16 protein-coding genes are annotated in these 21,764 nt (G+C 75.4%); 12 read left to right on the top strand and 4 right to left on the bottom strand.

Annotated features, from left to right (window positions below):
- Window positions 1-59: 59 nt before the first annotated feature.
- Entirely contained in the window at window positions 60-746 is a 687-nt protein-coding gene (locus tag OG715_RS34995) for a thiol:disulfide interchange protein DsbA/DsbL (protein WP_266273258.1), read from the bottom strand.
- A 104-nt stretch (window positions 747-850) separates the two neighbouring features.
- On the bottom strand, window positions 851-2,050 hold the full coding sequence (locus OG715_RS34990) for a glycosyltransferase family 4 protein (RefSeq protein WP_266273259.1): 1,200 nt from the start codon (window positions 2,048-2,050) through the stop codon (window positions 851-853).
- Between the two features lie 341 nt (window positions 2,051-2,391).
- On the opposite strand from OG715_RS34990, the gene OG715_RS34985 reads away from it, so the two are divergent.
- The 10 genes from OG715_RS34985 (at window position 2,392) to OG715_RS34940 (ending at window position 17,089) form a co-directional block, all read left to right on the top strand.
- Window positions 2,392-3,531, top strand: coding sequence for a glycosyltransferase family 4 protein (locus OG715_RS34985; protein WP_327064180.1), 1,140 nt, complete (start codon window positions 2,392-2,394; stop codon window positions 3,529-3,531).
- A gap of 449 nt (window positions 3,532-3,980) precedes the next feature.
- Window positions 3,981-5,873 (top strand): tyrosine-protein kinase family protein, encoded by a 1,893-nt coding sequence (locus OG715_RS34980; RefSeq protein WP_266273262.1) that lies wholly within the window; start codon window positions 3,981-3,983, stop codon window positions 5,871-5,873.
- A complete protein-coding gene (locus OG715_RS34975) occupies window positions 5,870-7,078 on the top strand; it encodes a glycosyltransferase (RefSeq protein WP_266273263.1) in 1,209 nt (402 codons plus the stop codon). The genes OG715_RS34980 and OG715_RS34975 overlap by 4 nt, the downstream gene beginning before the upstream one ends.
- Window positions 7,079-7,163: 85 nt before the next feature.
- On the top strand, window positions 7,164-8,237 hold the full coding sequence (locus OG715_RS34970; protein WP_266273264.1) for a GNAT family N-acetyltransferase: 1,074 nt from the start codon (window positions 7,164-7,166) through the stop codon (window positions 8,235-8,237).
- On the top strand, window positions 8,237-9,868 hold the full coding sequence (locus OG715_RS34965) for a hypothetical protein (RefSeq protein ID WP_266273265.1): 1,632 nt from the start codon (window positions 8,237-8,239) through the stop codon (window positions 9,866-9,868). The genes OG715_RS34970 and OG715_RS34965 overlap by 1 nt, the downstream gene beginning before the upstream one ends.
- The gene (locus OG715_RS34960) at window positions 9,865-11,058 is read left to right on the top strand and encodes a DegT/DnrJ/EryC1/StrS family aminotransferase (RefSeq protein WP_266273266.1); all 1,194 of its coding nucleotides are present in this window, start codon (window positions 9,865-9,867) and stop codon (window positions 11,056-11,058) included. Before OG715_RS34965 ends, OG715_RS34960 begins: the two co-directional genes overlap by 4 nt.
- A gap of 138 nt (window positions 11,059-11,196) precedes the next feature.
- A complete protein-coding gene (gene mscL, locus OG715_RS34955; RefSeq protein ID WP_266273267.1) occupies window positions 11,197-11,658 on the top strand; it encodes a large conductance mechanosensitive channel protein MscL in 462 nt (153 codons plus the stop codon).
- Window positions 11,659-12,206: 548 nt separating this feature from the next.
- Entirely contained in the window at window positions 12,207-13,010 is an 804-nt protein-coding gene (locus tag OG715_RS42525; RefSeq protein WP_266274758.1) for a DUF6643 family protein, read from the top strand.
- A gap of 361 nt (window positions 13,011-13,371) precedes the next feature.
- Window positions 13,372-14,250 (top strand): MOSC domain-containing protein, encoded by an 879-nt coding sequence (locus tag OG715_RS34945; protein WP_266273268.1) that lies wholly within the window; start codon window positions 13,372-13,374, stop codon window positions 14,248-14,250.
- 439 nt (window positions 14,251-14,689) lie between these two features.
- Entirely contained in the window at window positions 14,690-17,089 is a 2,400-nt protein-coding gene (locus OG715_RS34940; protein WP_266273269.1) for a right-handed parallel beta-helix repeat-containing protein, read from the top strand.
- A 102-nt stretch (window positions 17,090-17,191) separates the two neighbouring features.
- Here the strand turns inward: OG715_RS34940 and OG715_RS34935 are convergent, their stop codons facing one another.
- Both OG715_RS34935 and OG715_RS34930 read right to left on the bottom strand, forming a co-directional pair.
- Window positions 17,192-18,298, bottom strand: coding sequence for a PLP-dependent cysteine synthase family protein (locus OG715_RS34935; RefSeq protein ID WP_266273270.1), 1,107 nt, complete (start codon window positions 18,296-18,298; stop codon window positions 17,192-17,194).
- Between the two features lie 173 nt (window positions 18,299-18,471).
- On the bottom strand, window positions 18,472-19,650 hold the full coding sequence (locus tag OG715_RS34930) for an ROK family protein (protein WP_266274593.1): 1,179 nt from the start codon (window positions 19,648-19,650) through the stop codon (window positions 18,472-18,474).
- Window positions 19,651-19,766: 116 nt separating this feature from the next.
- Here OG715_RS34930 and OG715_RS34925 point away from each other — a divergent pair, with 116 nt between their 5' ends.
- Both OG715_RS34925 and OG715_RS34920 read left to right on the top strand, forming a co-directional pair.
- A complete protein-coding gene (locus OG715_RS34925; RefSeq protein WP_407661052.1) occupies window positions 19,767-21,023 on the top strand; it encodes an MFS transporter in 1,257 nt (418 codons plus the stop codon).
- A gap of 67 nt (window positions 21,024-21,090) precedes the next feature.
- Window positions 21,091-21,672 carry a HutD/Ves family protein gene (locus OG715_RS34920; protein ID WP_266273272.1) on the top strand — a complete coding sequence of 194 codons (582 nt, stop codon included), beginning with the start codon at window positions 21,091-21,093 and terminating at the stop codon, window positions 21,670-21,672.
- The last annotated feature ends 92 nt before the right edge of the window (window positions 21,673-21,764 follow it).

Here is a 21,764-nt window from a genome sequence, read left to right as displayed (position 1 = left end):
CGCGGTGCGACCGGCCCGCCCGTCGGAGGTCGGGAGGGGTGACGTGGAGTGGCGCGACGTCAGTACAGCGTGTGGGCGCGCGGGTGGCGCTGCCGCTCCTGGCCGACGAGGTGGTCCATCACCTCGGGCATCGCCTCGACGCCGCCGGCGTTGGTCGGCGAGGTGCGGTACTCGCCCTGCACCACCACGGTCGGCAGCTCGTTGATGCCGTAGCGGACGAACAGCGCGGCGGCCTCGTCGACGGCCCGCAGGGTGTCCTCGGAGCGGTACGCCTCGCGGAACGCCTGCTGGTCGACGCCCTGGCGCAGGGCCCAGTCGGTGGCGGTGTCCTCGGTGGTGACGTCCTGCTCGTTGGTGTGGACCGCGCGGAAGGCGGCGGCCTGCAGGCGCTCGACCAGGCCCAGCCGCTCCAGCGTGTAGTAGAGGCGGGCGTGGCCGCGCTGGGCGGTCTCCTCGCGGCTGCCCTGCCAGATGGCCGGGACGCGGCGCAGGTCGACGTCGGCGCGGTGCCGCTCGGTCCAGACCTGGAGCGGCTGTTCGAGCTGCTGGGAGTGACCGCAGTCGTACCAGAAGAACTCGATCGCCTCGGTGCGGGCGCTCTCGCGCACCGGCTGCGGGTGGTCGAGGCGGACGTACTGGGCGCCCTCACGGGGCGGCTGGTGGGTGACGGCGCCGGCCTGGACGGGGGATGCGGCGATCCCGGCGGCGACGGCGAGCAGCAGGGTGGTTCGAAGGATCGACTTCACACGGGGCAGTGTGGCGGTGACGGAACGTCATCGGCCAGGTCGTCCCGGTGCGTCGGGCCGGGATTCGCCCGATCGGCGCACCCGGCCCGGCGCACCGGGACGCGTCAGCCGCGACCGCCGTCCGGGCCGTCCTTCGCCGCACCGACCGGGTCCGCCCTCGCCCCGGGTCCCGCGGGTCCGGCCGGGCCGCCGCCGCGTCCGCAGACCTCGCCGAACAGCCGCTGCCAGGCGTCGGCCACCACGTCGAGCTCGTTGTGGGCGAGCGCGTGCGCCCGGGCCGCGGCGCCGAGTCCGGCCCGGTCCCCGGCCAGCACCTTGGCCAGCGCCTCGGCGAGGGCCGGCGGGTCCCCGGGGGCGACCAGCGCGCCGGTGACGCCGTCCCGGACCACCGAGCCGACCCAGCCGACGTCGGTGGCCACGGCCGGCAGGCCGGCCAGCGCCGCCTCGATCAGCACACCGGGCACGCCCTCGCTGTCGCTGCTGAGCAGGACGGCGTCGGCGGCCCGGTAGAGCGGGGTCGGGTCGGCGAGGGTGCCCAGGAAGTGGGCCCGGGCGGCGGCCGGATGTCGCTCCAGGGCGGAGCGTTGCGGGCCGTCGCCGGCGACCGCGAGGCGGACGTCCGGGAGTCGGTCGAGGGCGTCCAGGGCGAGGTCCAGGCGCTTCTCGGGGGCGATCGCGCCGAGCCAGGCGACCAGCAGGCCGTCCGGGGACAGGCCGAGCGCCTGCCGGGCGGCGCGGCGGTCGGCCTCGTCGACGGCCGGCGGATAGCGGTCGGCGGCGCGGGCGTTGGGGATGGTGCGGACCCGGCCGGCGGGCAGCCGGAAGCGTTCGACGAGCAGTTCCCCGGCCTCGTCGGCGAGGGCGGTGACGGCGGCGGCGCGGTGCAGCAGGGCGCCGGTGCGCAGCCGCCGGACCGGTCCCGCGGTCCAGTGCCGGGGGTCGCCGATGGAGACGTAGACGAACGGGGTGCGGGTCCCGGCGAGGGCGAGCGCGCAGGCCGGAAGGGTGGAGGAGCCGTGGGCGACCACCAGGTCGGCGGTGCGGGCGGCGGTGCGCAGGGCGCCGAGGGTGCGCGGGTGGAGCCGGCCGGGGCCGAGTACGGCGGTGGCGCGGGTGTCGGGGGCGTCCGGGTGGGCGTCGGGGTGCGGGGCGAGGGCGCGCAGCGCGGAGGCCTGGCCCCGGCGGCGGAGTTCGCGGTGCAGGTCGCGGGCGAGGTTCTGGGCGCCGCGACGGCGTGGATCGGTGATGAGGTGAAGGATGCGGGGGCGGGTTCCGGCCGTCCTGACCGGTGTCGCTTCGGGCATGGCAACGACCTTGGCACAGCCTCCCGTCAGGGACGACCCCTTCGCGCAACCCGGCGGTGGTCCGTTGGTCGGCGTGCGGCCTCCGAAAGGGCGCCGCTCGGGAGCCGTCGTACGCCCCACCGGTGGTGCACGCGCCCCGGTCCGCGCTGTCGACCGCCCCCTGACCGTTCGCCGTCGTCCGGTCCGGGGCGCCCGGTCGGCGGCCCGCCCCGCCCCGGCGCCGGTCTGACCGAACCGCTGGCGGGCGCCGTCCGCGACCTGCGATGCTGAGCGGCAGTCAGGGCGCCCTCCCGGCACGGGAGACCGGGGGCGCCCAGGAGGGCGGGGGTTGGCCTGTGCATGTGCTCTATGTGATCGACAGCGTGAGCCGGGTCGGCGGGGCCGAGCAGGGCCTGGTGGCGATGACCCCCCAGCTGGTACGGGCGGGGGTGAAGCTCGACGTCGCGTACCTCAAGGACTCGCCCGGCGGCTTCCAGCCCGAGCTCACCTCGGCCGGTGCCGATGTGTTCGGGGTCGGCCGGGCCTCCCGGGGCGGCACCGTCGCCGCGCTGCACCGGCTGGTCCGCGAGCGGCGGCCCGACCTCGTGCACACCACGCTCTACGAGTCCGACGTGCTGGGCCGGGCGGCCGCCCTGGCGGCCCGCACCCCGGTGGTGACCAGCCTGGTCAACGCGGCGTACGGGCCGGAGCACCGCAACGCGCGCGGGCTGAACCCGTGGAAGGTGCGGGCCGCGCAGGCGGTGGACGCCACGACCGCGCAGGGCACCCGGCGCTTCCACGCGCTGACCAGGTACGTGGCCGGGGCGATGGCCCGGCGGCTGCGGGTGCCGTCGCAGCGGATCGACGTGGTGCCCCGCGGGCGCGACCCGGAGCTGCTCGGCTCGGTGACGCCGGACCGGCGGGCCGCCGTCCGGACGGCGCTGGAGCTGCCGCAGGACGTGCCGGTGGTGCTGGCCGCGGCCCGGCAGCAGTACCAGAAGGGCCTCGACGTCCTGCTGGAGGCCTGGCCGGAGGTGCTGCGGGCGGAGCCGGACGCGGTGCTGCTGCTGGCCGGCAGCGAGGGCGGCGAGAGCGAGCGGCTGCGGGCGCTGGCCGCGGCGACCCGCGGGGTGCGGTTCCTCGGGCCGCGCGACGACGTGTTCGACCTGATGGCGGCCTCGGACGCGTTCGCGGTGCCGTCCCGCTGGGAGGGGCTCGGCAGCGCGGCGATGGAGGCGATGGGCGTCGGGGTGCCGCTGGTGGCCGCCGATGTGCCGGCCCTGCGGGAGACCGTCGGCTCCGAGGACTACGCCCGGCTGGTGGCGCCGGAGCACCCGGCCGCGCTGGCGGCGGCGCTCACCGACACCCTGGAGGACCGCGCCTCGGCCCGGATGCGGGCGAAGGCCGCGCGGGCCCGGTTCCTGACCTCGTTCACGCTGCACCAGGTGTCGGCGCAGATGGTGGAGTTCTACGAGCGCTCGCTGCGGCTGCGGACGGTCTGAGCCCGCCCGGACCCCTCGGCGGTGCACGCACCGGCGGGCCGCGGGGGCGCGCACCGCCGACGGCCCGTTCTGTCCGGATCCGGGCGGGTCGGCGGCCGGTGCACGCGATCTCCCGGACCAGTATCGCCAAAGCGGTTGCGCCGCACGTCGGGGCTCGGGAAGCATCGCAAGGGGATCCGGCGGGGGCGGCGGTCCGCGTGCGGCGCACGCGATGCACCACCGGGCCGGTCCGCGCCGTGGGGAGTACGTCGTTCAGGACGTTGTCCGCGAGTCGTCAGGGGGGCGGGTTGCGACATCAGCCGAGGGATTCCACCGTGCCCGCGAGGGTGTGCCGGTCACGCCCCGGGGCGTGACCCGACCAGCGGTACCCGGACCCGCCGCGCTCCCGGACAGGGGGGCGACGGGCGCTGACAGCACCACCGCACCACGAACGCGAGGGGATCCAACCGGTGGAACCGGCAAACCACTTCACCGTCCTGCGGCGCTACTGGCGCCTGCTCGTCGGCTGCACGCTCGCCGCGCTGGTCGTCGGCTGGCTGCTGACCCCGACCGGTGACACGGTGGACAACGCCAAATGGAAGTGCAAGGTCGCGATCACCCCGGTCGCCGGCGCCGGCGACACCGTCCGGGCCGACCAGGTGCTCTCCTACGCCCAGGGCGCGGACGTCGCGGCGGCCGCCGCGAAACAGCTCGGCATCGGCGACGCCTCCGAGGTGCTCGCCCGCCGGACCGTCACCGCCGACAGCCCCCAGATGCTGACCATCGCCACCACCGGCCCCACCGGGCAGTCCTGCTCCGACCTGGCCACCGCCTACTCGGCCGCGATCATCAAGGGCTACAGCGACGAGTCGGCCCGCAGCGCAGCGGAGACGATCAAGAAGCTGCAGGCCCAGGCGGACGCCCAGCAGCAGCAGCTGAACGACATCCAGGCCCAGTACAACCGCTCCTCCCCGGCCGACCAGCCCAAGCTCCAGCCCAAGCTGACCGCCGCCAACACCGCGCTGACCACCACCCTCACCACGATCAGCAAGCTGGCCAACAGCGCCCAGACCGACGCCATCCAGCAGTGGGGCAGCATCGACGCCCGCCAGGGCACCAGCAACCTGCTCGCCTCCCCGAGCCGCAGCGTGCGGCTCGGCCTGGCGGTGTTCCTCGGCCTCGCGCTCGGCGTGGTCGCGGCGCTGATGCTCAGCCGGATGGACACCCGGCTGCGCAGCCGCAACGCGGTCGAGGAGGCCTTCAACCTGCCGGTGATCGGCGAGGTGCCGCACCTGTCCCGCCGGCAGCGGCGGGTGCGCGAACCGCTGGTGCGCGCCCGGCCGTCCGACCCGGCCGCCGAGGCCTACCGCTCACTGCGCTCCACCCTGCTGCTGACCGGCCCGGACACGCTGGCCCGGCCGGTCGGAGGCGACGACCGGGACCCGAAGCGGACCGCCCCGCGTCCGCTCACCGAACCGGCGCCGGTGGTCCTGGTCGCCTCCGGCGGCAGCCGCGACGGCCGGACCATCACCATCGCCAACCTGGCCGCCGCGCTCGCCGAGACCGGCCGCGGCGTCCTCGTCCTGGACTGCGACTTCCGCCACCCGCAGCTGCACACCCACCTCGGCGTGGGCGACGGCCCCGGGATGGCCGAACTGCTCAGCGGTGAGCGGCTCGACGAACTGGACGAGCTGATCCGCCCGACCAATGTCGCCGGGGTCTCGCTGATCACCGGTGGCAACACCACCGCGTACCCGGCCGCCCTGGTGCTGCGGGCCGGCGACGTGCTGCGGCGGGTCCGGCCGCACGCCGACGTCGTCCTGATCGACACCTCCCCGCTGCTGCACGCCAACGACGCCTACGACCTGGTGCAGCACGCCGACGCCGTGCTGGTCACCGTGCGCAGCGGCAACGTCACCCCGGAACAGGCCGACCGGGTGGCCGAGTTGCTCTCCCGGACCGGGGTACCGGTGGCGGGCGTGGCCCTGCTCGGCACCTACGGCCCCTCGGGGCGGCGGCGGCGCGGGCCCGCGGGTGTTGCCGGGGCGTCCGGACCGGCCGGACGGGGCGGGCAGCAGCAGCCGCAGCAGCAGGCGGCACTGCCGCGCCAGTCCGGGCCGACGGCGGAACAGGCGTCCGCCCCCGGTCCGGAGCGGGCCGCCGAACCGCCCGGGGAGCGCGGCGGCGGACGGACCACCCCCAGCTGGGCGCGGCGCGCGTCCGGGGAGAACGGCACCGGCCCGGGCGGCGCCGGCCCGAACAGCGCCGGTCCGAACAGCACCGGTCCGAACAGTGCCAACGGCCACGGGCCCGGCGGCGACCAGGGCGAACCGGCCCTGCTGCGCGAGGCGGAGGATCGATGAGCGGGCCACTGGACGATTCCCCGCGGGCAGCGGAGCAGGTGTCGGCACCCGCGCCGGCCCCCGGACCGGCGGACGCCCCCGTGCGCGTGCTGTGGCTCGCCAAGGGCCTCGGCCGCGGCGGCGCCGAGCAGCTGCTGCTCAACTGCGCCCGCCACGCCGACCGTTCGCGCTACCGGATCGAGGTCGCCTACGTCCTGCCGTGGAAGGACGCGCTCGCCCCGGCGCTCACCGAGGCCGGGGTGGCCGTGCACTGTCTGGGCGGCGTCCCCGGCACCCCGGGCCGGGCCGATCCGCGCTGGCCGCTGCGGCTGCGCCGACTGCTCGCCCAGCGCCGGTACCACCTGGTGCACACCCACATGCCGGTGCCGGCCGCCGCCGCCCGGCTGCTCGCCCCCACCCTGACCGGCCGGGGGCCGCGCCTGGTGCACACCGAGCACAACGTCTGGGAGCGCTACCGCCCGGCCACCCGCTGGGCCAACGCGCTCACCTACCGGCGCAACGACGCGGTGATCGCCGTCTCGCACGCCGTCGCCCGGACCGTCCCGCCGGGACGGCGCCGCCCCGGCGAGTGGGTCACCGTGGTGCACCACGGCCCCGACCTGGCCGGAGCGAGCGGAGGACCGGCCGCCCGGGCCGCCGCCCGCGCCGAACTCGGCCTGCCCGCCGAGGCGTTCGTCGTCGGCACGGTCGGCAACCTGACCCCGAAGAAGGACCAGGCGACCCTGCTCGCCGCCCACGCGGACCTGCTGCGCCGCCACCCCGGGGCCCGGCTGGTGCTGATCGGCACGGGACCGCTGGAGGGGCAACTGCGCGCCCGGGCCGACGAACTGGGCATCGCCGACGCCGTCCTGATGACCGGCTCGCGCTCCGACGTGCCGCAACTGCTGCCCGCGCTGGACGTGTTCACCCTGAGCTCCCGCCAGGAGGGCCTGCCGGTCGCCCTGATGGAGGCGATGACCAGCGGACTGCCCTCGGTGGTCACCCGGGTCGGCGGCATGCCCGAGGTACTGGACGACGGCGAGCAGGGCTACCTCGTCCCGCCCGGCGACCCGTCCGCGCTGGCCGACGCGTTCGCCCGGCTGGCCGAGGAACCCGAGCTGCGGACCCGGCTCGCGACCGCCGCCCGGGAGCGCTCCGAGCGCTTCGACGTGGCGGGCGCCCAGCGCGCCGTCGAGGCGGTGTACGCACGGGTCCTGCGGCACTGAGCGGACCACCCGCAACCGGAGAACTCCGGAGCACCGACGTTTCCCCGTTGACCCCCCGACCACCGATGGGAGAGCGAGTCCGGACGTGAGCGCCCTGCCCGCCCCCGCCGAGCTGACCTTCCGCCCGCCGGCCGAGCCCGACCTCCCCGCCGTGCTCGACCTGCTCACCGCCTCCCTGGCGGGTGGACCCACCGGCACCCGCACCGCCGAGTTCTTCGCCTGGAAGCACCTCCGCAATCCCTTCGGCGCCAGCCCCGGGCTGGTCGCCGAGACCGCCGACGGCCGGCTGGCCGGGGTCCGCCTCTTCCTGCGCTGGCAGTGGCGGACGGGCGGCGCGGACGGCCGGACGGTGAACGCCGTCCGGCCCGTTGACACCGCCACCCACCCCGACTTCCAGGGCCGGGGCATCTTCCGCCGGCTCACCCTGGACCTGCTCGACGAGGTCGCCGGGGAGACCGAGCTGGTGTTCAACACGCCCAACGGCAACAGCCTGCCCGGCTACCGGAAGATGGGCTGGCAGGAGCTGGGCCGGGTACCGATCGCGGTCCGCGCCGTCCGCCCGGCCGCCTTCGCCCGGGGTGCGCGCGCCGCCCTGGCCCGCCGTCCGGCCGCCGCGCCGACCGGCCCGCCGGACTGCCGACTGCCCACCGCCCGGGACTGGTTGGCCGATCCGGCGGTGACCGGCACCCGCGGAGCGCTGGCCGAGCTGCTGCGCGAACGCGCCGCCGCCGACTCCGCCGACCACCGGCTCGCCGTCCACCGCACCCCGGAGTTCCTGCGCTGGCGGTACGGCGAGGCCCCCGGCCTGGACTACCGGGTGCTCACCGTGCACCGCGGCGAGGAGCTGACCGGCCTGGCCGTCGGCCGGCCCCGACGGCGCGGCCCGCTGGCCGAGTTCACCCTCGCCGACCTGGTGGTCCGCCCCGGCGACCGGGACAGCGCCGTCCGGCTGCTGCGTGCCGCCGCCCGCGAGTCCGGCTGCGACCACGTCGCCACCCACCTCTCCCCCGGCACCGAGGCCGCCGACGCCGCGCTGCGGGCCGGGTACCTGCGGGCCCCGCGCACCGGGATGACGCTCGCCGCCCGCCGCCCGGGCGGCGCCACCCCGCTCACCCTGGCCGACTGGCGGTTCAGCCTCGGCGACCTGGAGGTGTTCTGATGGCGGCGGCGCCCGGGGGACCGGGCAGCGCGGGCACCACCGGCGCCGCGTCGGCGGTGCTCCGGCGCGTCCCCTGGCCGTCCGCCCTCGCCGCCGCCCTGGTCACCGGCTACGTCACGCTCTTCGTGCTCGCCTCGGTGCACACCTCGTACGACACCTGGGGCGCGCTGCTGATCCTCCCGGCGCTGATGGCGATCGGCACCCCGCTGCTGGCCCGGATCGCGGCCGCCAACCCCGAACGGGACGTCTTCCGGCTGCTGCTGCTGGCGATGACCGCCAAACTGCTCTGCGCCTTCCCCCGCTACCTGATGGCCTTCGTGCTGTACGGGGGCGCGGCCGACGCCAAGATGTACCACCAGAAGGGCACCGAGCTCGCCGCCTACCTGGACCAGGCCGACCTGCTCGGCGGCGTCCACTACGACCTGGGCATGAAGGTCGCCGGCACCGGCTTCGTCATCATCGTCACCGGCATCGTGTACGCGATCACCGGCCCCTCGCTGATCGGCGGCTTCCTGGTCTTCTCCTGGCTGGGCTTCTGGGGCCTGCTGCTGTTCTGGCGGGCACTGCAGATCGCCTTCCCGGAGGCGGACACCCGCAAGTACGCCAAGCTGGTCTTCTTCCTGCCCTCACTGCTGTTCTGGCCGTCCAGCATCGGCAAGGACGCCTGGATGATGTTCTGTCTGGGCCTCACCACCTACGGCACCGCGCGGCTGCTGGACCGGCGGTTCGGCGCCTTCCTCTGCATCGTGCTGGGCTCGGTGGGCACCGCGATGGTCCGCCCGCACGTCACCGCGCTGGCGGGGGCCGGGCTGATGGTCGCATACGTGCTGCGCCGCCGTCCGCAGCAGGTCAGCGCACTTGGGCCGCTGCGCACCATCCTGACCGCCGTGGTGCTGGGCGCGATGGCGGTGCTGATGCTCCAGCAGGTCTCGACCTTCTTCGGCACCGACGGGACCGGCGGCGACGCCGTCAACCAGGTGCTCTCGGAGACCTCCAGACGCACCAGCCAGGGCAATTCGATGATCAACGCGACCGCGCCGGAGGACGCCGCGCCCAAGTTCAGCCTCAACCCGGCGGGGCTGCCGGTCGCGGTGATCAGCGTGCTGTTCCGGCCGTTCCCGTTCGAGGCGTCCAACATCCAGAACCTGATCCAGTCGGTGGAGTGCTTCGCGCTGCTGGTGATGTTCGTCCGGGCCTGGCCCCGACTGTCCCGGCTGCCCCGGCTCTTCGTGCAGCGCTCGTACGTGGCCTTCGCCGCCGTCTACACGCTGCTGTTCTGCTGGGCCTTCTCGACCATCAACAACATGGGCATCCTGTCCCGCGAACGGGTCCAGGTGCTGCCGCTCGCCCTGGTGTTGCTGGTCGTCCCGGCCACCACCGCGGGCCGGGGCCGCACCTCGGCCCGCCGGCCGCCACCGGTCTGGCGGGTCTCGCCCGGGCAGTGGGGCGCCCGGCGGACACCCGAGCCGCCGGGGCTCCCGCCCCCACCCGTGCCGACGGCGGCACCGGCACCCGCCGTCCGGTCCACCGTCCCGCCGTCGTCCACCGTTCCACCGTCCTCCACCGCCTCACCGTCGTCCATCGTGTCACCGTCACCGTCAACGTCCCAGGGGGGATCGACCGCGCCATGACCACCGACACCCTTGCCCTGCCCGCCGCCCTCGGCGGCACTCCCGCCTTCCCCGACGGGCTGCCGCTCACCCGGGTCCAGGTGCCCGACCGCGCCGCGCTGCTGGAGCGGCTCGGCACCGTGCTCGACAGCGGACAGCTCACCAACGGCCGCACCGTCGCCGAACTGGAGGAGGTCTCGGCCGCGCTGCTGGAGGTGCCGCACGTGGTGGCGGTCTCCAACTGCACGACCGGACTGATGCTGGTGCTCCAGGCCGCCGAGGTGGACGGCGGGCGCGCGGTGGTGATGCCCGGATTCACCTTCTCCGCCACCGCGCACGCCGCCCACTGGGCCGGCGGCACCCCGGTGTTCGCCGAGGCCCGCGAGCGGGACATCACCCTCGACCCGGAGGACGCCGCCGCCAAGCTCGCCGCCGCCGACCGCCCGGCCGCGCTCATGGCCACCCATGTCTACGGCACGCCCTGCCAGGTCGAGCACCTCCAGGAGGTCGCCGACGCCGCCGGGGTGCCGCTGGTGTACGACTCCGCGCACGGCTTCGGCAGCCGCCGCAAGGGCGTGCCGATCGGCAACTTCGGCTACGCCGAGGTGTTCTCGATGAGCCCCACCAAGGTCGCGGTGGCCGGCGAGGGCGGACTGGTCGCCACCCGGGACGCCGCGCTCGCCCGGCGGCTGCGCACCGCCCGCGACTACGGCAACCCGGGCGACTACGACACGCTGTTCCCCGGCCTGAACGCCCGGATGAGCGAGCTGCACGCCGCGGTCGGCCTCAACTGGCTGGCCGGACTGCCCGAGCGGGTGGCCCACCGGGGCGCGCTGGTGGCCGAGTTCGCCGCCGTCACGGCCGGTCTGCCGGGTCTGCGGCTGGCCCTGCCGGAGGAGGGCGACACCTCCACCTTCAAGGACCTCACCCTCATCCTGGACGCCGCCGCGTTCGGCCTCGACTCGCGGCAACTCGCCGACGCCCTGCGGGCGGAGGGGATCGACTCGCGGCGCTACTTCCACCCGCCGGTGCAGCGCCAGCGGGCCTACGCCCACCTCGGCCAGGCCGAGGGGCTGCCGCTCACCGACCGGCTCGCCGACTCGGTGCTGACCGTGCCGCTGTGGTCCCAGATGGACGCGCCGACGGTCCGCCGGATCGCCGAGGCGGTGGTCCGGATCCAGCCGTACGCGGAGCGCCTGCGCTCCGCCTGATCCGACCGCGCCGGACCGCGTCGCCGTTACGCGGATCGGGTGAACGCGGTTGGACCGGGGGCACCCCCGGTCGGCAGGATGTCCGGCCGGGGCCCGTGGTCCCGTCCCACCTCTCCCCGTACGGATTTGGAGTTCCCGGTGCTCAAGGGATTCCGCAGCTTCCTGCTGCGTGGAAACGTCGTCGACCTCGCGGTCGGCATCGTGATCGGCGCGGCCTTCACGGCCGTGGTCACCGGGTTCGTGACGGCCTTCCTCACCCCGCTGATCGGGGTCGCGACCGGCGCGGTCGGCGACTTCACCCTGAAGACCTTCGAGGTGGCCGGCACCCGGTTCCCGTACGGCGTCTTCATCAACGCGCTGATCAGCTTCCTGCTGGTCGCCGCGGTGATCTACTTCATCGTGGTGGTGCCGGTCGGCAAGCTCCAGGCGCGGCTCGACGGCGACAAGCCGGCGCCGGTCGCCAAGGCGGACTGCCCGGAGTGCCTGAGCAGGATCCCGGTCGCGGCGGTGCGCTGCTCGTTCTGCACCTCCGAGGTGGCCGGCCTGCCGGGCTTCCCCGCCCAGAACGGCGGCACTCCCCGGCCGGCGCCGGTGCACTGAGCGGACGCGGACCACAGCCCGGTGGCCGTTCGGTGGCCACCGGGCGACGGCCCGACGGCGGCTCGACGGCGGTCCGGCAGCGGTCCGACGGCAGGGCGGGTCCGGGTCGACGGCAAGTCGGGGGCGTTCCAGTGGCGTTCAACGGCCGCGACCGGCCGGGAGCGGCCCCGGGCATCCCCTCCGCAGGCCCTCAGCGGCCCGGACAAACCCCGCGAAAGCTCTGATGGGGACTTTATCCCCGAAACATTCACGAGCCCCCGCCGCGCCGTCGGCGGGGGCTCGAATGCGCCGGTACACGCCCTGCCCGGAGAAGTTTCTTCGACAGTCCCCGAACCGTCCACCGCCCCGTCACCGCACGGGGCTTCGGCGGGCGCGTCCGGGGCCCGTTCGAGCCCCCGGAGCGGGCGAAGGGTGGCCTGAAGTCATCGCCAATTTGTCCGTTCTTACTACTTTCGAAACCTTTGTTCGAGCGAAGCTTGTGTAAACACTCGAACTGCTCCGCCTCCCAGTCTCCTCAGTGGGCTCGTTGTGGGCTTACCGTATGCCCCATGACCTCGCCCCGCTCCTACGACGGAGTCGGCTACCCCTCTCCGTCCTTCTCCTCCGGCACGCCCATCTACGACAGCCTCGTCGCAGAGCGCGGTGTCCCGCAGATCGCGCCCATCAACGTGCCGGCCGCCCTGCCGCCGGCCATGTCGACCGGTTACGGATCGGGCCTCCCCGCCCAGTCCTACGAGAACCGGTACGGCTCCGGGTACGACAGTCCCGGTGGCAACCTCCCCGCCCTGCCGCCGGCCCGCCTCGCCCTGGGCCCCGGCCCGAGCAGCGCCCCCTCCGGTCCGGCCACCACGTACATCCCGGCGCAGCCCGCCCCCGCGTACGCCGCCGCGCCCCAGCCGGCGGTCCCCGGGTACGGCGCTCCGCAGCCCTACCTGCCGGGCCAGCGCCCGCAGGCCCCGTCCCAGGGCTTCACCCAGGCCTCCACCGGCGGGTACCAGCCCTCCGGCGGCCAGAGCTTCGGCGGCCAGAACACCTTCGTCGGCGGCAACGGCGGACAGCAGACCTTCGGCGCGCAGCCGGCCGGTCAGCACGGCGCGGCCGGCCAGCCCCAGGGCGGTCCGCAGTCCTTCGGCGGTCAGCAGTCGTTCGGCGGACCGCAGGGCTTCGGCGGCCAGGGCGGCCACCAGGGCGGCTTCGGCGGCTCGGCCGACCAGTCCTTCGGCGGCGCCCAGCTGCGTCCGGCCGTCACTCCGGTCGCCCCGGTCCGCCCGATGCAGCCGCAGCGGCCCGGCCCGTACGGCGAGCACGGCCAGTACCAGCAGGGCTACCAGCCGCAGGCCCAGGGCTACTGACACCACCCCGGGCCGGACCCCCACCCGGCCCGGACCCGCACCACCTGAGCACCACCCGGCGCGCACCGAACGACGCCGGGCGTACGGAGAACGGGTCATCCACGGACCGCCCGGAACGCCGCCCCACGCGGTGTTCCGGGCGGTCCGTGCGCGTTCGGGCAGCGTGTCGGGGCACTCTGCCGCAGTACCGACCCCGGCGCCTTCCGGCCGCGCGGGTCCGGCCCCGGCTCCGGGCGGGGTCCGGCTCCGGGCGGGGTCCGGCTCCGGGCGGGGTCCGGCTCCGGGCGGGGTCCGGGCGCCGTCCGTGAGCGAGGCAGGACTCACCCGCGGCCGGTCCGGACGGGGCTGGCAGGATGGAGGCATGCAGCTCACCGGACTCCACGTCTACCCCGTCAAGTCCATGTACCGCCTGAGCCCCGCGAGCGCCCGCGTCGAACCGTGGGGCCTCGCCGGTGACCGCCGCTGGATGCTCACCGACGCCACCGGCCGCTTCGTCAGCCAGCGCGAGAACCCCGCCCTCGGCCAGGTCCGCACCGAGCTGACCGCCACCGGCGCCCTCGTCCTCACCACGCCCGGCGGCTCCCGGGCCGAGATCCCGGCCCCCTCGGTCGCGGTCGGCGACCAGCTCGCCGACGTCGAGGTCTGGGGCACCCGCTTCCACGCCGCCGAGGCCGAGAAGGAGGCCCAGCTGTGGATCGCCGAGCAGCTCGGCGACTACCGGCTGGTGCACCTGGACGACCCGCGCGCCCGGCCCGTCGACCCGGCCTTCTCCTCGCCGGGCGACACCGTCTCGATGGCCGACGGCTTCCCGATGCTGCTCACCACCACCGCCTCGCTGGCCGAGCTCAACGCCCTGATCGCCGAGGAGCAGCCGGAGGGCCACGAGACGCTGCCGATGGAGCGCTTCCGCCCCAATGCGGTGGTGTCCGGCAGCGACGCCTGGGCCGAGGACGGCTGGCGCCGGATCCGGATCGGCGGACTGACCTTCCGCGTGGTCAAGCCGTGCGGGCGCTGCGTGGTCACCACCACCGACCAGGAGAGCGGCGAGCGGCGCGGCCCGGAGCCGCTGCGCACCCTCGCCCGGCACCACCGGCTGCTGAAGAAGGCCGCGTTCGGGCAGAACCTGATCCCGGAGCGGCCGGCCGGTGTCGAGGGCGATGTGCTGGGCATGCTGCGGCTCGGCGACGAGGTCGAGGTCCTGGAGGACGGCATGGAGTGGCCGTCCGACCGACTGGTCTGACCGCCCGGCCGCCGCGGACGGTCGCTGGGAGCGGCCGCTGTGGACGGCCGCCACCGGGAGGGACCGCGCGCTCCCGGCGCACGGGGCCGGCGCCCACGCGCCGGAACCCGCGCGCGTTCCCCGCACCCGGGGCTCCCGGCCGGCCCCGCAACCGCTGCTCCCCCACTCCACCCCACCTGCGCCCCACCGGCCCCGGCCGGTTCCGCACCCGCGTCCCGGAACCGGAACTGTGCGCACTCGTTGAAGCATGTGGTGAACCCGCGACGGTGCCCGGCCCCGCCCGCCACCGAGCGGTACCGAACGGCGGGAGCATCCGTGCGGGCGCGCTACGGTGGGCGGACGACCCGCGCACCCCGTGCGCCGCGTCCGGGCGAACGGCGCCCGCGTGCGTCCGGTCCGCAGATCGCCGGCTCGATGAAGGTGGGGACAACAAACCGTCATGGCTGAGCACAGGGTCCGGGTCACCCAGGACAGCGCATCCCGCTGGCGGCGCCGCGCCGGCGAGTACGACACGCTCACCGAGGCCCTGGCGGCCGCCGAACCCGGCGACACGGTGACCGTGCGGTCGGGCACCTTCCGGGAGAACGTGGTCGTGGACAAGGCGGTCACGATCGTCCCCGCCCAGGGCCCCGGCACCGTCCGGATCGACCCTCCCGGCGGCGTCCCGCTCACCGTGACGGCCTCGGCCACCGTCCGGGACCTGGTGATCGAGGGCAGCGACCGCTCCTCCCCCGCCGTGCTGGTGTCCGGCCCGGACGCGGCCCCCTCCTTCACCGGCTGCCGGGTCGAGACCCGCTCCGCCGCCGGATTCGAGGTCGTCGACGGCGCCCGGCCGACCCTCAAGGGCTGCACGGTGGCCAACCCGGACGGGCTCGGACTGCGGCTGCGCGGCCCCGGCACCGCGGCGGCGTTCGAGGACTGCGAGGTGTCCGCCGCCGGTCAGGCCGGACTCGCCGTGCTCGGCGGCGCGACCGCCGCGCTGGAGCGCTGCCGGGTGCACCACGCGACCGGCGCGGGCGTCCTGATCTCCGACCCGGGCAGCGCCGCCGAGTTGACCGGCTGCGAGATCTACGAGATCCGCGGCAGCGGCGTGCAGGCCGAGGCCCAGGCCGGCGGCCGGCTGGTCGACTGCGACATCCACCGGGTCACCGGCAACGGCCTCACCCTCGACAGCGAGGCCGAACTCGTCCTGACCGGCTGCCGGGTGCACGACCTGCCCGAGAACGCGGCCGACCTGCGCGGCCGGGCCCGGCTCAGCCTCACCAACTCCACCGTGCGGGACTTCGGGCGCGGCGCGCTCTCGATCTGGGACCAGGGCACCGAGGCGAGCGCCGAGTCCTGCGAGATCCACGGCTCGAACGGCGAGTACCCGGCGCTGTGGGTCAGCGACGGCGCCCGGCTCACCCTCACCGACTGCGCCCTGCACGACCTGCCGGACGCCCTGTTCGTGCTGGACCGCGACTCCGCCGCCGTCGCCGAGGGCTGCTCGTTCAGCCGGATCCGCAGCTCCGCGGTGTCGGTCAGCGGCGGCGCCACGGTGACGCTCAGCGGCTGCCGGGTGCAGGAGGCGGGCACCGGGCTGTGGTTCCGCGACCACGGCAGCGGCGGCCTGCTGACCAAGTGCGAGATCTCCGACGTGGCGACCGGGGTGATCGTCACCAAGGGCGCCGACCCGGTGTTCCGGGACTGCACCGTCCGCGCCGGATCGGACGCCGGCGTCTACGTCTCCGCCCAGGGCCGGGGCACCTTCGAGGACTGCCGGGTCTCGCACGGCAAGGGCTTCGGCTTCCACATCATCGACGGCTGCCGCACGGTGCTGACGCGGTGCCGCGCCGAGCAGAACGAGCGGGCCGGCTTCGAGTTCTCCGAGCCCGGCCCGGTGGTGGAGGGCTGCACCTCGGACGATGTGGCGGCACTGCCGCCGCCGACCACGGAGATCCCCGGTCCGCGCGCCCAACTCGCCGCCTCCGCTGGCTCCTTGGCCTCCGTCGCGCCTGCGGTGATCGGGCCGATCCCGGACTGCCGGCCCGCCGACGAGGCGCTGGCCGAACTCGACGGGCTGGTCGGCCTGGCCACCGTCAAGCAGGAGGTCCGGACCCTGATCGACCTCATCTCGGTCGGCCGGCGGCGCCGGCAGGCCGGCCTCAAGGCCCCCTCGCTCCGCCGCCACCTGGTCTTCACCGGCGCCCCCGGCACCGGCAAGACCACGGTGGCACGGCTCTACGGCGAGATCCTCGCCTCGCTCGGGGTGCTCCAGCGCGGGCACCTGGTCGAGGTGGCCCGGGTGGACCTGGTCGGCGAGCACATCGGCTCCACCGCGATCCGCACCGCCGCAGCCTTCGACCGGGCCCGCGGCGGCGTGCTCTTCATCGACGAGGCGTACGCGCTCGCGCCGGAGGACGGCGCCCGCGACTTCGGCCGGGAGGCGATCGACACCCTGGTGAAGCTGATGGAGGACCACCGGGACGAGGTGGTGGTCATCGTGGCCGGCTACACCACCGAGATGGAGCGGTTCCTGTCCGCCAATCCCGGTGTCTCCTCCCGCTTCTCCCGGACCGTCACCTTCCCCGACTACACCGCCGAGGAGCTGCTGGAGATCGCCCGCGCCCAGTGCGCCGAGCACGAGTACGCGCTGGCGGACGCCACCGCCCTGGCGCTGCTGGAGCACTTCGCCGGCATCGAGCGCGGCCCGACCTTCGGCAACGGCCGGACCGCCCGCCAGGTCTTCGAGACCATGGTGGAGCGGCACGCGATGCGGGTGGCGCAGCTCGACGACCCGTCCACCGAGGACCTCCAGCTGCTCGTCCCCACCGACCTGCCCGCGCCCCGACTGCCGTAGCCCAACAGGGCGGTGGGGCCGGTCGGCCGGTCGGCCCGTCGGCCCGTCAGCCCGTCAGCCCGTCAGCCCGTCAGCCCGTCAGCCCGTCAGCCCGTCAGCCCGTCAGCCCGTCCAGGCTCCGCCGGCCAGGAAGGCTTCCAGCCCCGCCTTGTAGGGCGCGATGTCGATGCGCTCCCCCGCCAGCCACTCGTCCGCGTAGTACTTGTCGAGGTAGCGGTCGCCCGGGTCGCAGAGCAGGGTGACCACGCTGCCGCGCTCCCCCGCCGCCCGCATCTCGGCGACGATCCGCAGCGCGCTCCACAGCCCGGTCCCGGTGGACGCGCCCGCCTTCCGGCCGAGCACCCCGTCCAGCACCCGGACGGCGGCGATCGAGGCGGCGTCCGGGATCTTCATCATCCGGTCGATCGCCCCGGGGACGAAGCTCGGCTCCATCCGGGGCCGGCCGATCCCCTCGATCCGCGAACCCCGGTCGCACACCGCGTCCGGGTCCTCCCGCACCCAGCCGTCGAAGAAACAGGAGTTCTCCGGGTCCGCGACGCAGATCCTGGTGTCGTACTGCATGTAGTGGACGTAGCGGGCGATGGTCGCCGAGGTGCCGCCGGTGCCGGCGGTGGCGACGATCCAGGCCGGCTCGGGGTGCGGCTCCAGGCGCAGCTGGGCGAAGACCGACTCGGCGATGTTGTTGTTGCCGCGCCAGTCGGTGGCCCGCTCGGCGTAGGTGAACTGGTCCATGTAGTGGCCGCCGGTCTCCTCGGCGAGCCGGGCCGAGGCCTCGTAGACCTCGTCGGGCCGGTCCACCAGGTGGCACTCGCCGCCGTGGAACTCGATCAGGTCGATCTTGGCCTGGCTGGTGGACTTGGCCATCACCGCGATGAACGGCACCCCGACGAGCTGGGCGAAGTACGCCTCGGAGACGGCGGTGGAGCCGCTGGACGCCTCGATCACCGGCTTGCCGGGGCGGATCCAGCCGTTGCAGAGCCCGTAGAGGAAGAGCGAGCGCGCCAGCCGGTGCTTGAGCGAGCCGGTGGGGTGGGTGGACTCGTCCTTGAGGTAGAGATCGATGCCCCACTCGGCGGGCAGCGGGAAGCGCAGCAGGTGGGTGTCGGCCGAGCGGTTCGCGTCCGCGTGGACCTTGCGGACCGCCTCCTTGAGCCAGCTCCGGTACTCCGCGTCGGTACGGTCGACGTCGACGGTCGGTTCGGTCCCCATGGCCTGCCACTCTCCTCGTGCGAGTTCTGCGAGTTCTTCGAAGCCCCCCGATGCGCTCACTACGAGTGTACGAGTGTCACGATAAGTGACATTATGCGAAGCCCCAGGCTCCGCTTATCGACCGTCGGGACCGACGGCCCGCGAGGGCCGCCGGTCGGGATCCGATGGACGCGCTACCCCACCTGCACCGACTGCGGATCGGCCAGGTACGGGCGCCAGCCGAGCTCGGCCGCCCCGGCCAGCGCGCTGTGCGCCAGCTCGGCACCGACGATCGGCACCCGGCCGCTGCGCCCCCAGAGGCTGCGGTCGGCCACCACCGCCCGCAGCCGGTCCGGCGCGGCCTCCAGGAGGTCGCGGTGCAGCCCGCTGAGCACCACCCGGTCCGGGTTGAGGATGTTGACGACCCCGGCGAGCCCGAGTCCGAGCCGGTCGATGACGTGCTCCACGGCCGCCCGGGCCCGCTCGTCGACGGCGGCGGCCCGGCAGACCTCGCCGGCCTGGTCGAGCAGCGGCCGGTCCGGGTCCGGTGTCAGACCGGCCGCGGCGAACAGCGCGTCCGGATCGGTCTCGGAGTTGAGGCAGCCCCGGTTGCCGCACGGGCAGGGGCGGCCCTGCGGATCGACGGTCAGATGGCCGACCTCCAGGGCGAGCCCGGCGCTGCCGGTGTGCAGCCGCCCGTCGATGACCAGCGCGCCGCCGACCCCGCGGTGGCCGGAGGTGACCAGCAGCAGGTGCCGGGCGCCGCGTCCGGCGCCGTGCCGGTACTCGGCGAGGGCCGCCAGGTTGGCGTCGTTGGCGATCGAGGTGGGCAGCGGGTCGAACGCTCCCGGACCGTGCTCGGCGCGCCCCACCTCGACGTCGTACAGGTCCGCGACGGGGGTGCCGCTGGGCCAGGCGAAGTGCAGCGCGGCCAGCGCCGTGCCGTCCGGTTCGGTGACCGGGTTGGGCAGCGCGAGCGCCGCGCCGAGGCAGCGGCGCTCGGTGGCGCGGGCGAGTTCGGCGCCCGCCTGGGCCACCGCGCGCAGCATCCGCACCGGGTCGGTGGCGGCGGGCAGCGGCAGGTGGAGCGGCGGGTCGAGCAGCCCGCCGAGGCCGGCCAGGGTGACGCTCAGGCCGTCGGCGTGGATCTGTCCGGCGATCACCACGGGGCCCGCGGGGTCGATGGCGAGCCGGTGCGAGGGCCGGCCCCGGCCGCCGCCGGCCGGGCGGGAGTCGACCGTGATCAGCCCGAGCGCCTCCAGTTCGGCGGTGACGGCGCCGGCGGTGGCCCGGGTGACGTCGAGCGCGCGGGTGAGCGCCGAGCGGGTCGGGGTCTGGCCGGTGTGGATCAGCTGGAGCGCTGGACCGAGCAGCGTCCGGCCGCGGTCGGGGGCCGCGCGGCGGTGGGCGTCGCGCTGCGCGTCGAGTTCGGCCCCGGTCCCGGGCTTCGGACTTGAAGGTGAGAGCTGCACGTCCCTATTCTTACTTTGTGCCGCTCCGAAACAAAATTCGTCCCCATGCCCCTGCCGACCGGCCGTCCCCCCAGTCTCGCAGCATTGCCGACCGGTCCCGCACCCTCCCCGTGTCCGCCCTCTCCTCCTGGGGCGCCGCCCGACTCGCCCTGACCGCCTTCTTCGCCGTCGACGGCCTGCTCTTCGCCGCCTGGGTCGTCCGGATCCCCGACATCCGCAACCAGGTCAGCGCCTCGCACGGGGCGCTCGGCCTCGCCCTGCTCTGCGTGTCGGCCGGCGCCGTGGCCACCATGCCGGTCGTGAGCCGGCTCTGCCTGCGCTACGGCTCCCGGCCGATCACCGTCGCCTCGCTCGCCCTGCTCGCGGTCTCCGTCCCGCTGCCCGCGCACACCCACTCGGTGCCCGCGCTCGGCGGCGTCCTGCTGCTCTTCGGCGCCGGCTACGGCGGAGCGAACGTCGCCATGAACAGCGCCGCCGTCGAGATCGTCAGCGAGCTCGGCCGCCCCGTGATGCCCAGTTTCCACGCCGGGTACAGCCTCGGCGGTCTGCTCGGCGCCGGTGCGGGCGGCCTGCTCGCCGGCACCCTGACGGCCGCCCAGTGGCTCGCGGCCGCCGGACTGCTCGGCCTCGCGGTCACCGCGCTCGCGGGTGCCGCGCTGCTGCGCAGCCCCGCGGCGCGACCGGTCGGCACCGCGTCCGCCGCCTCCTCGTCCTCCTCCTCGCGCGGCGGGACCGCCGCCGGCCGCGTGCTGGTCCTGCTGCTCGGCCTCACCGCGTTCTGCACCGCGTACGGCGAGGGCGCGATAGCCGACTGGACCACCGTGCACCTGACGGACGACGTGCACGCCGGGGCGCAGACGGCCGCCGCCGGTTACGTGGCCTACGCGCTCGCCATGACCACCGGGCGGATCGGCGGCACCTGGCTGTCCGTGCGACTCGGCCAGCACCGGGTGATGCTGCTCGGCGGGTTCACCGCGGCGGCCGGGATGCTGCTGGCCGCGCTCGCCCCGCTGGTCCCGCTCGCCCTGGCCGGGTTCGTGATGGTCGGGCTCGGCCTGGCCAACCTCTTCCCGCTCGCCATCGCCCAGGCCGGCGCCGTCGGCGGCCCCCGGGGTGTCGCCCTCGCCTCCACGCTCGGCTACGGCGGCATGCTGGTCGGCCCGCCGGTGATCGGCTTCCTGGCCGACGCGACCAGCCTGCCGCTCGCCCTCACCACGGTCGCGGTCGCGGCCACCGCCGCCGCGCTGCTCCCGCTGGCCGTCCGTCGGCGCTGAGTCGGCTGACCACGGCGCTCGCCGGGAGGCTCCCCCCGCGTCTCCGGGCCCGTGCGAGGATCGCGCCATGACGAACAGCACCGGACCGGTCCAGCTCCTCCGCGCCGCCGAACGCCCGGCCACCGCCTGGCGCAACGGCGGCGGGGTGACCAGGGAGGTCGCCGGGTACCCGGCGGGTTCGGGGCTGGACGACTTCGCGTGGCGGGTCAGCCTCGCCGAGGTCGGGTCGGCCGGCCCCTTCTCCGCCTTCCCCGGGGTGGACCGGGTGATCACCCTGGTCGAGGGCCCGGGGATGGCCCTGACCGTGGACGGCACCGAGCACGTCGTCGACGCGCCGTTCCGCCCGTTCGCCTTCGCCGGCGACGCGGCCACCGACTGCCGGCTGCTCGGCGGCCCGCTGGTCGACTTCAACGTGATGACCCGGCGCGGCCGCGCCACCGCCGAACTGGCCCTCGCGACCGAGCCCCGGCCGCTGGTGGTCGCCGCGGGCGCCACCGTGCTGCTGGTCTGCCTGTCCGGCACCGCGGACCTCGACGCCACCACCACCCTCACCCGCTACGACGCCGCCCTGCTCACCGCCCCCACCACCCACACCCTCGACCCCACCGGCACCACCGCCGTGCTCACGCTGCGCGCCGTCGAGGGCTAGCGAGTGCCCGGCTCCTGACCGAGAGCGGCGAGCACCCGCTCCAGCTCCCGCTCGTCGGCCCCCTCGACCTCGATGTCGCCCTCCACCCGCAG

Source organism: Kitasatospora purpeofusca (assembly GCF_036010405.1).
Classification (GTDB): Bacteria; Actinomycetota; Actinomycetes; order Streptomycetales; family Streptomycetaceae; genus Kitasatospora; species Kitasatospora purpeofusca.
The sequence above is the reverse complement of the archived record's forward strand: the minus strand, read 5'-3'. Positions and strand labels throughout refer to the sequence as shown.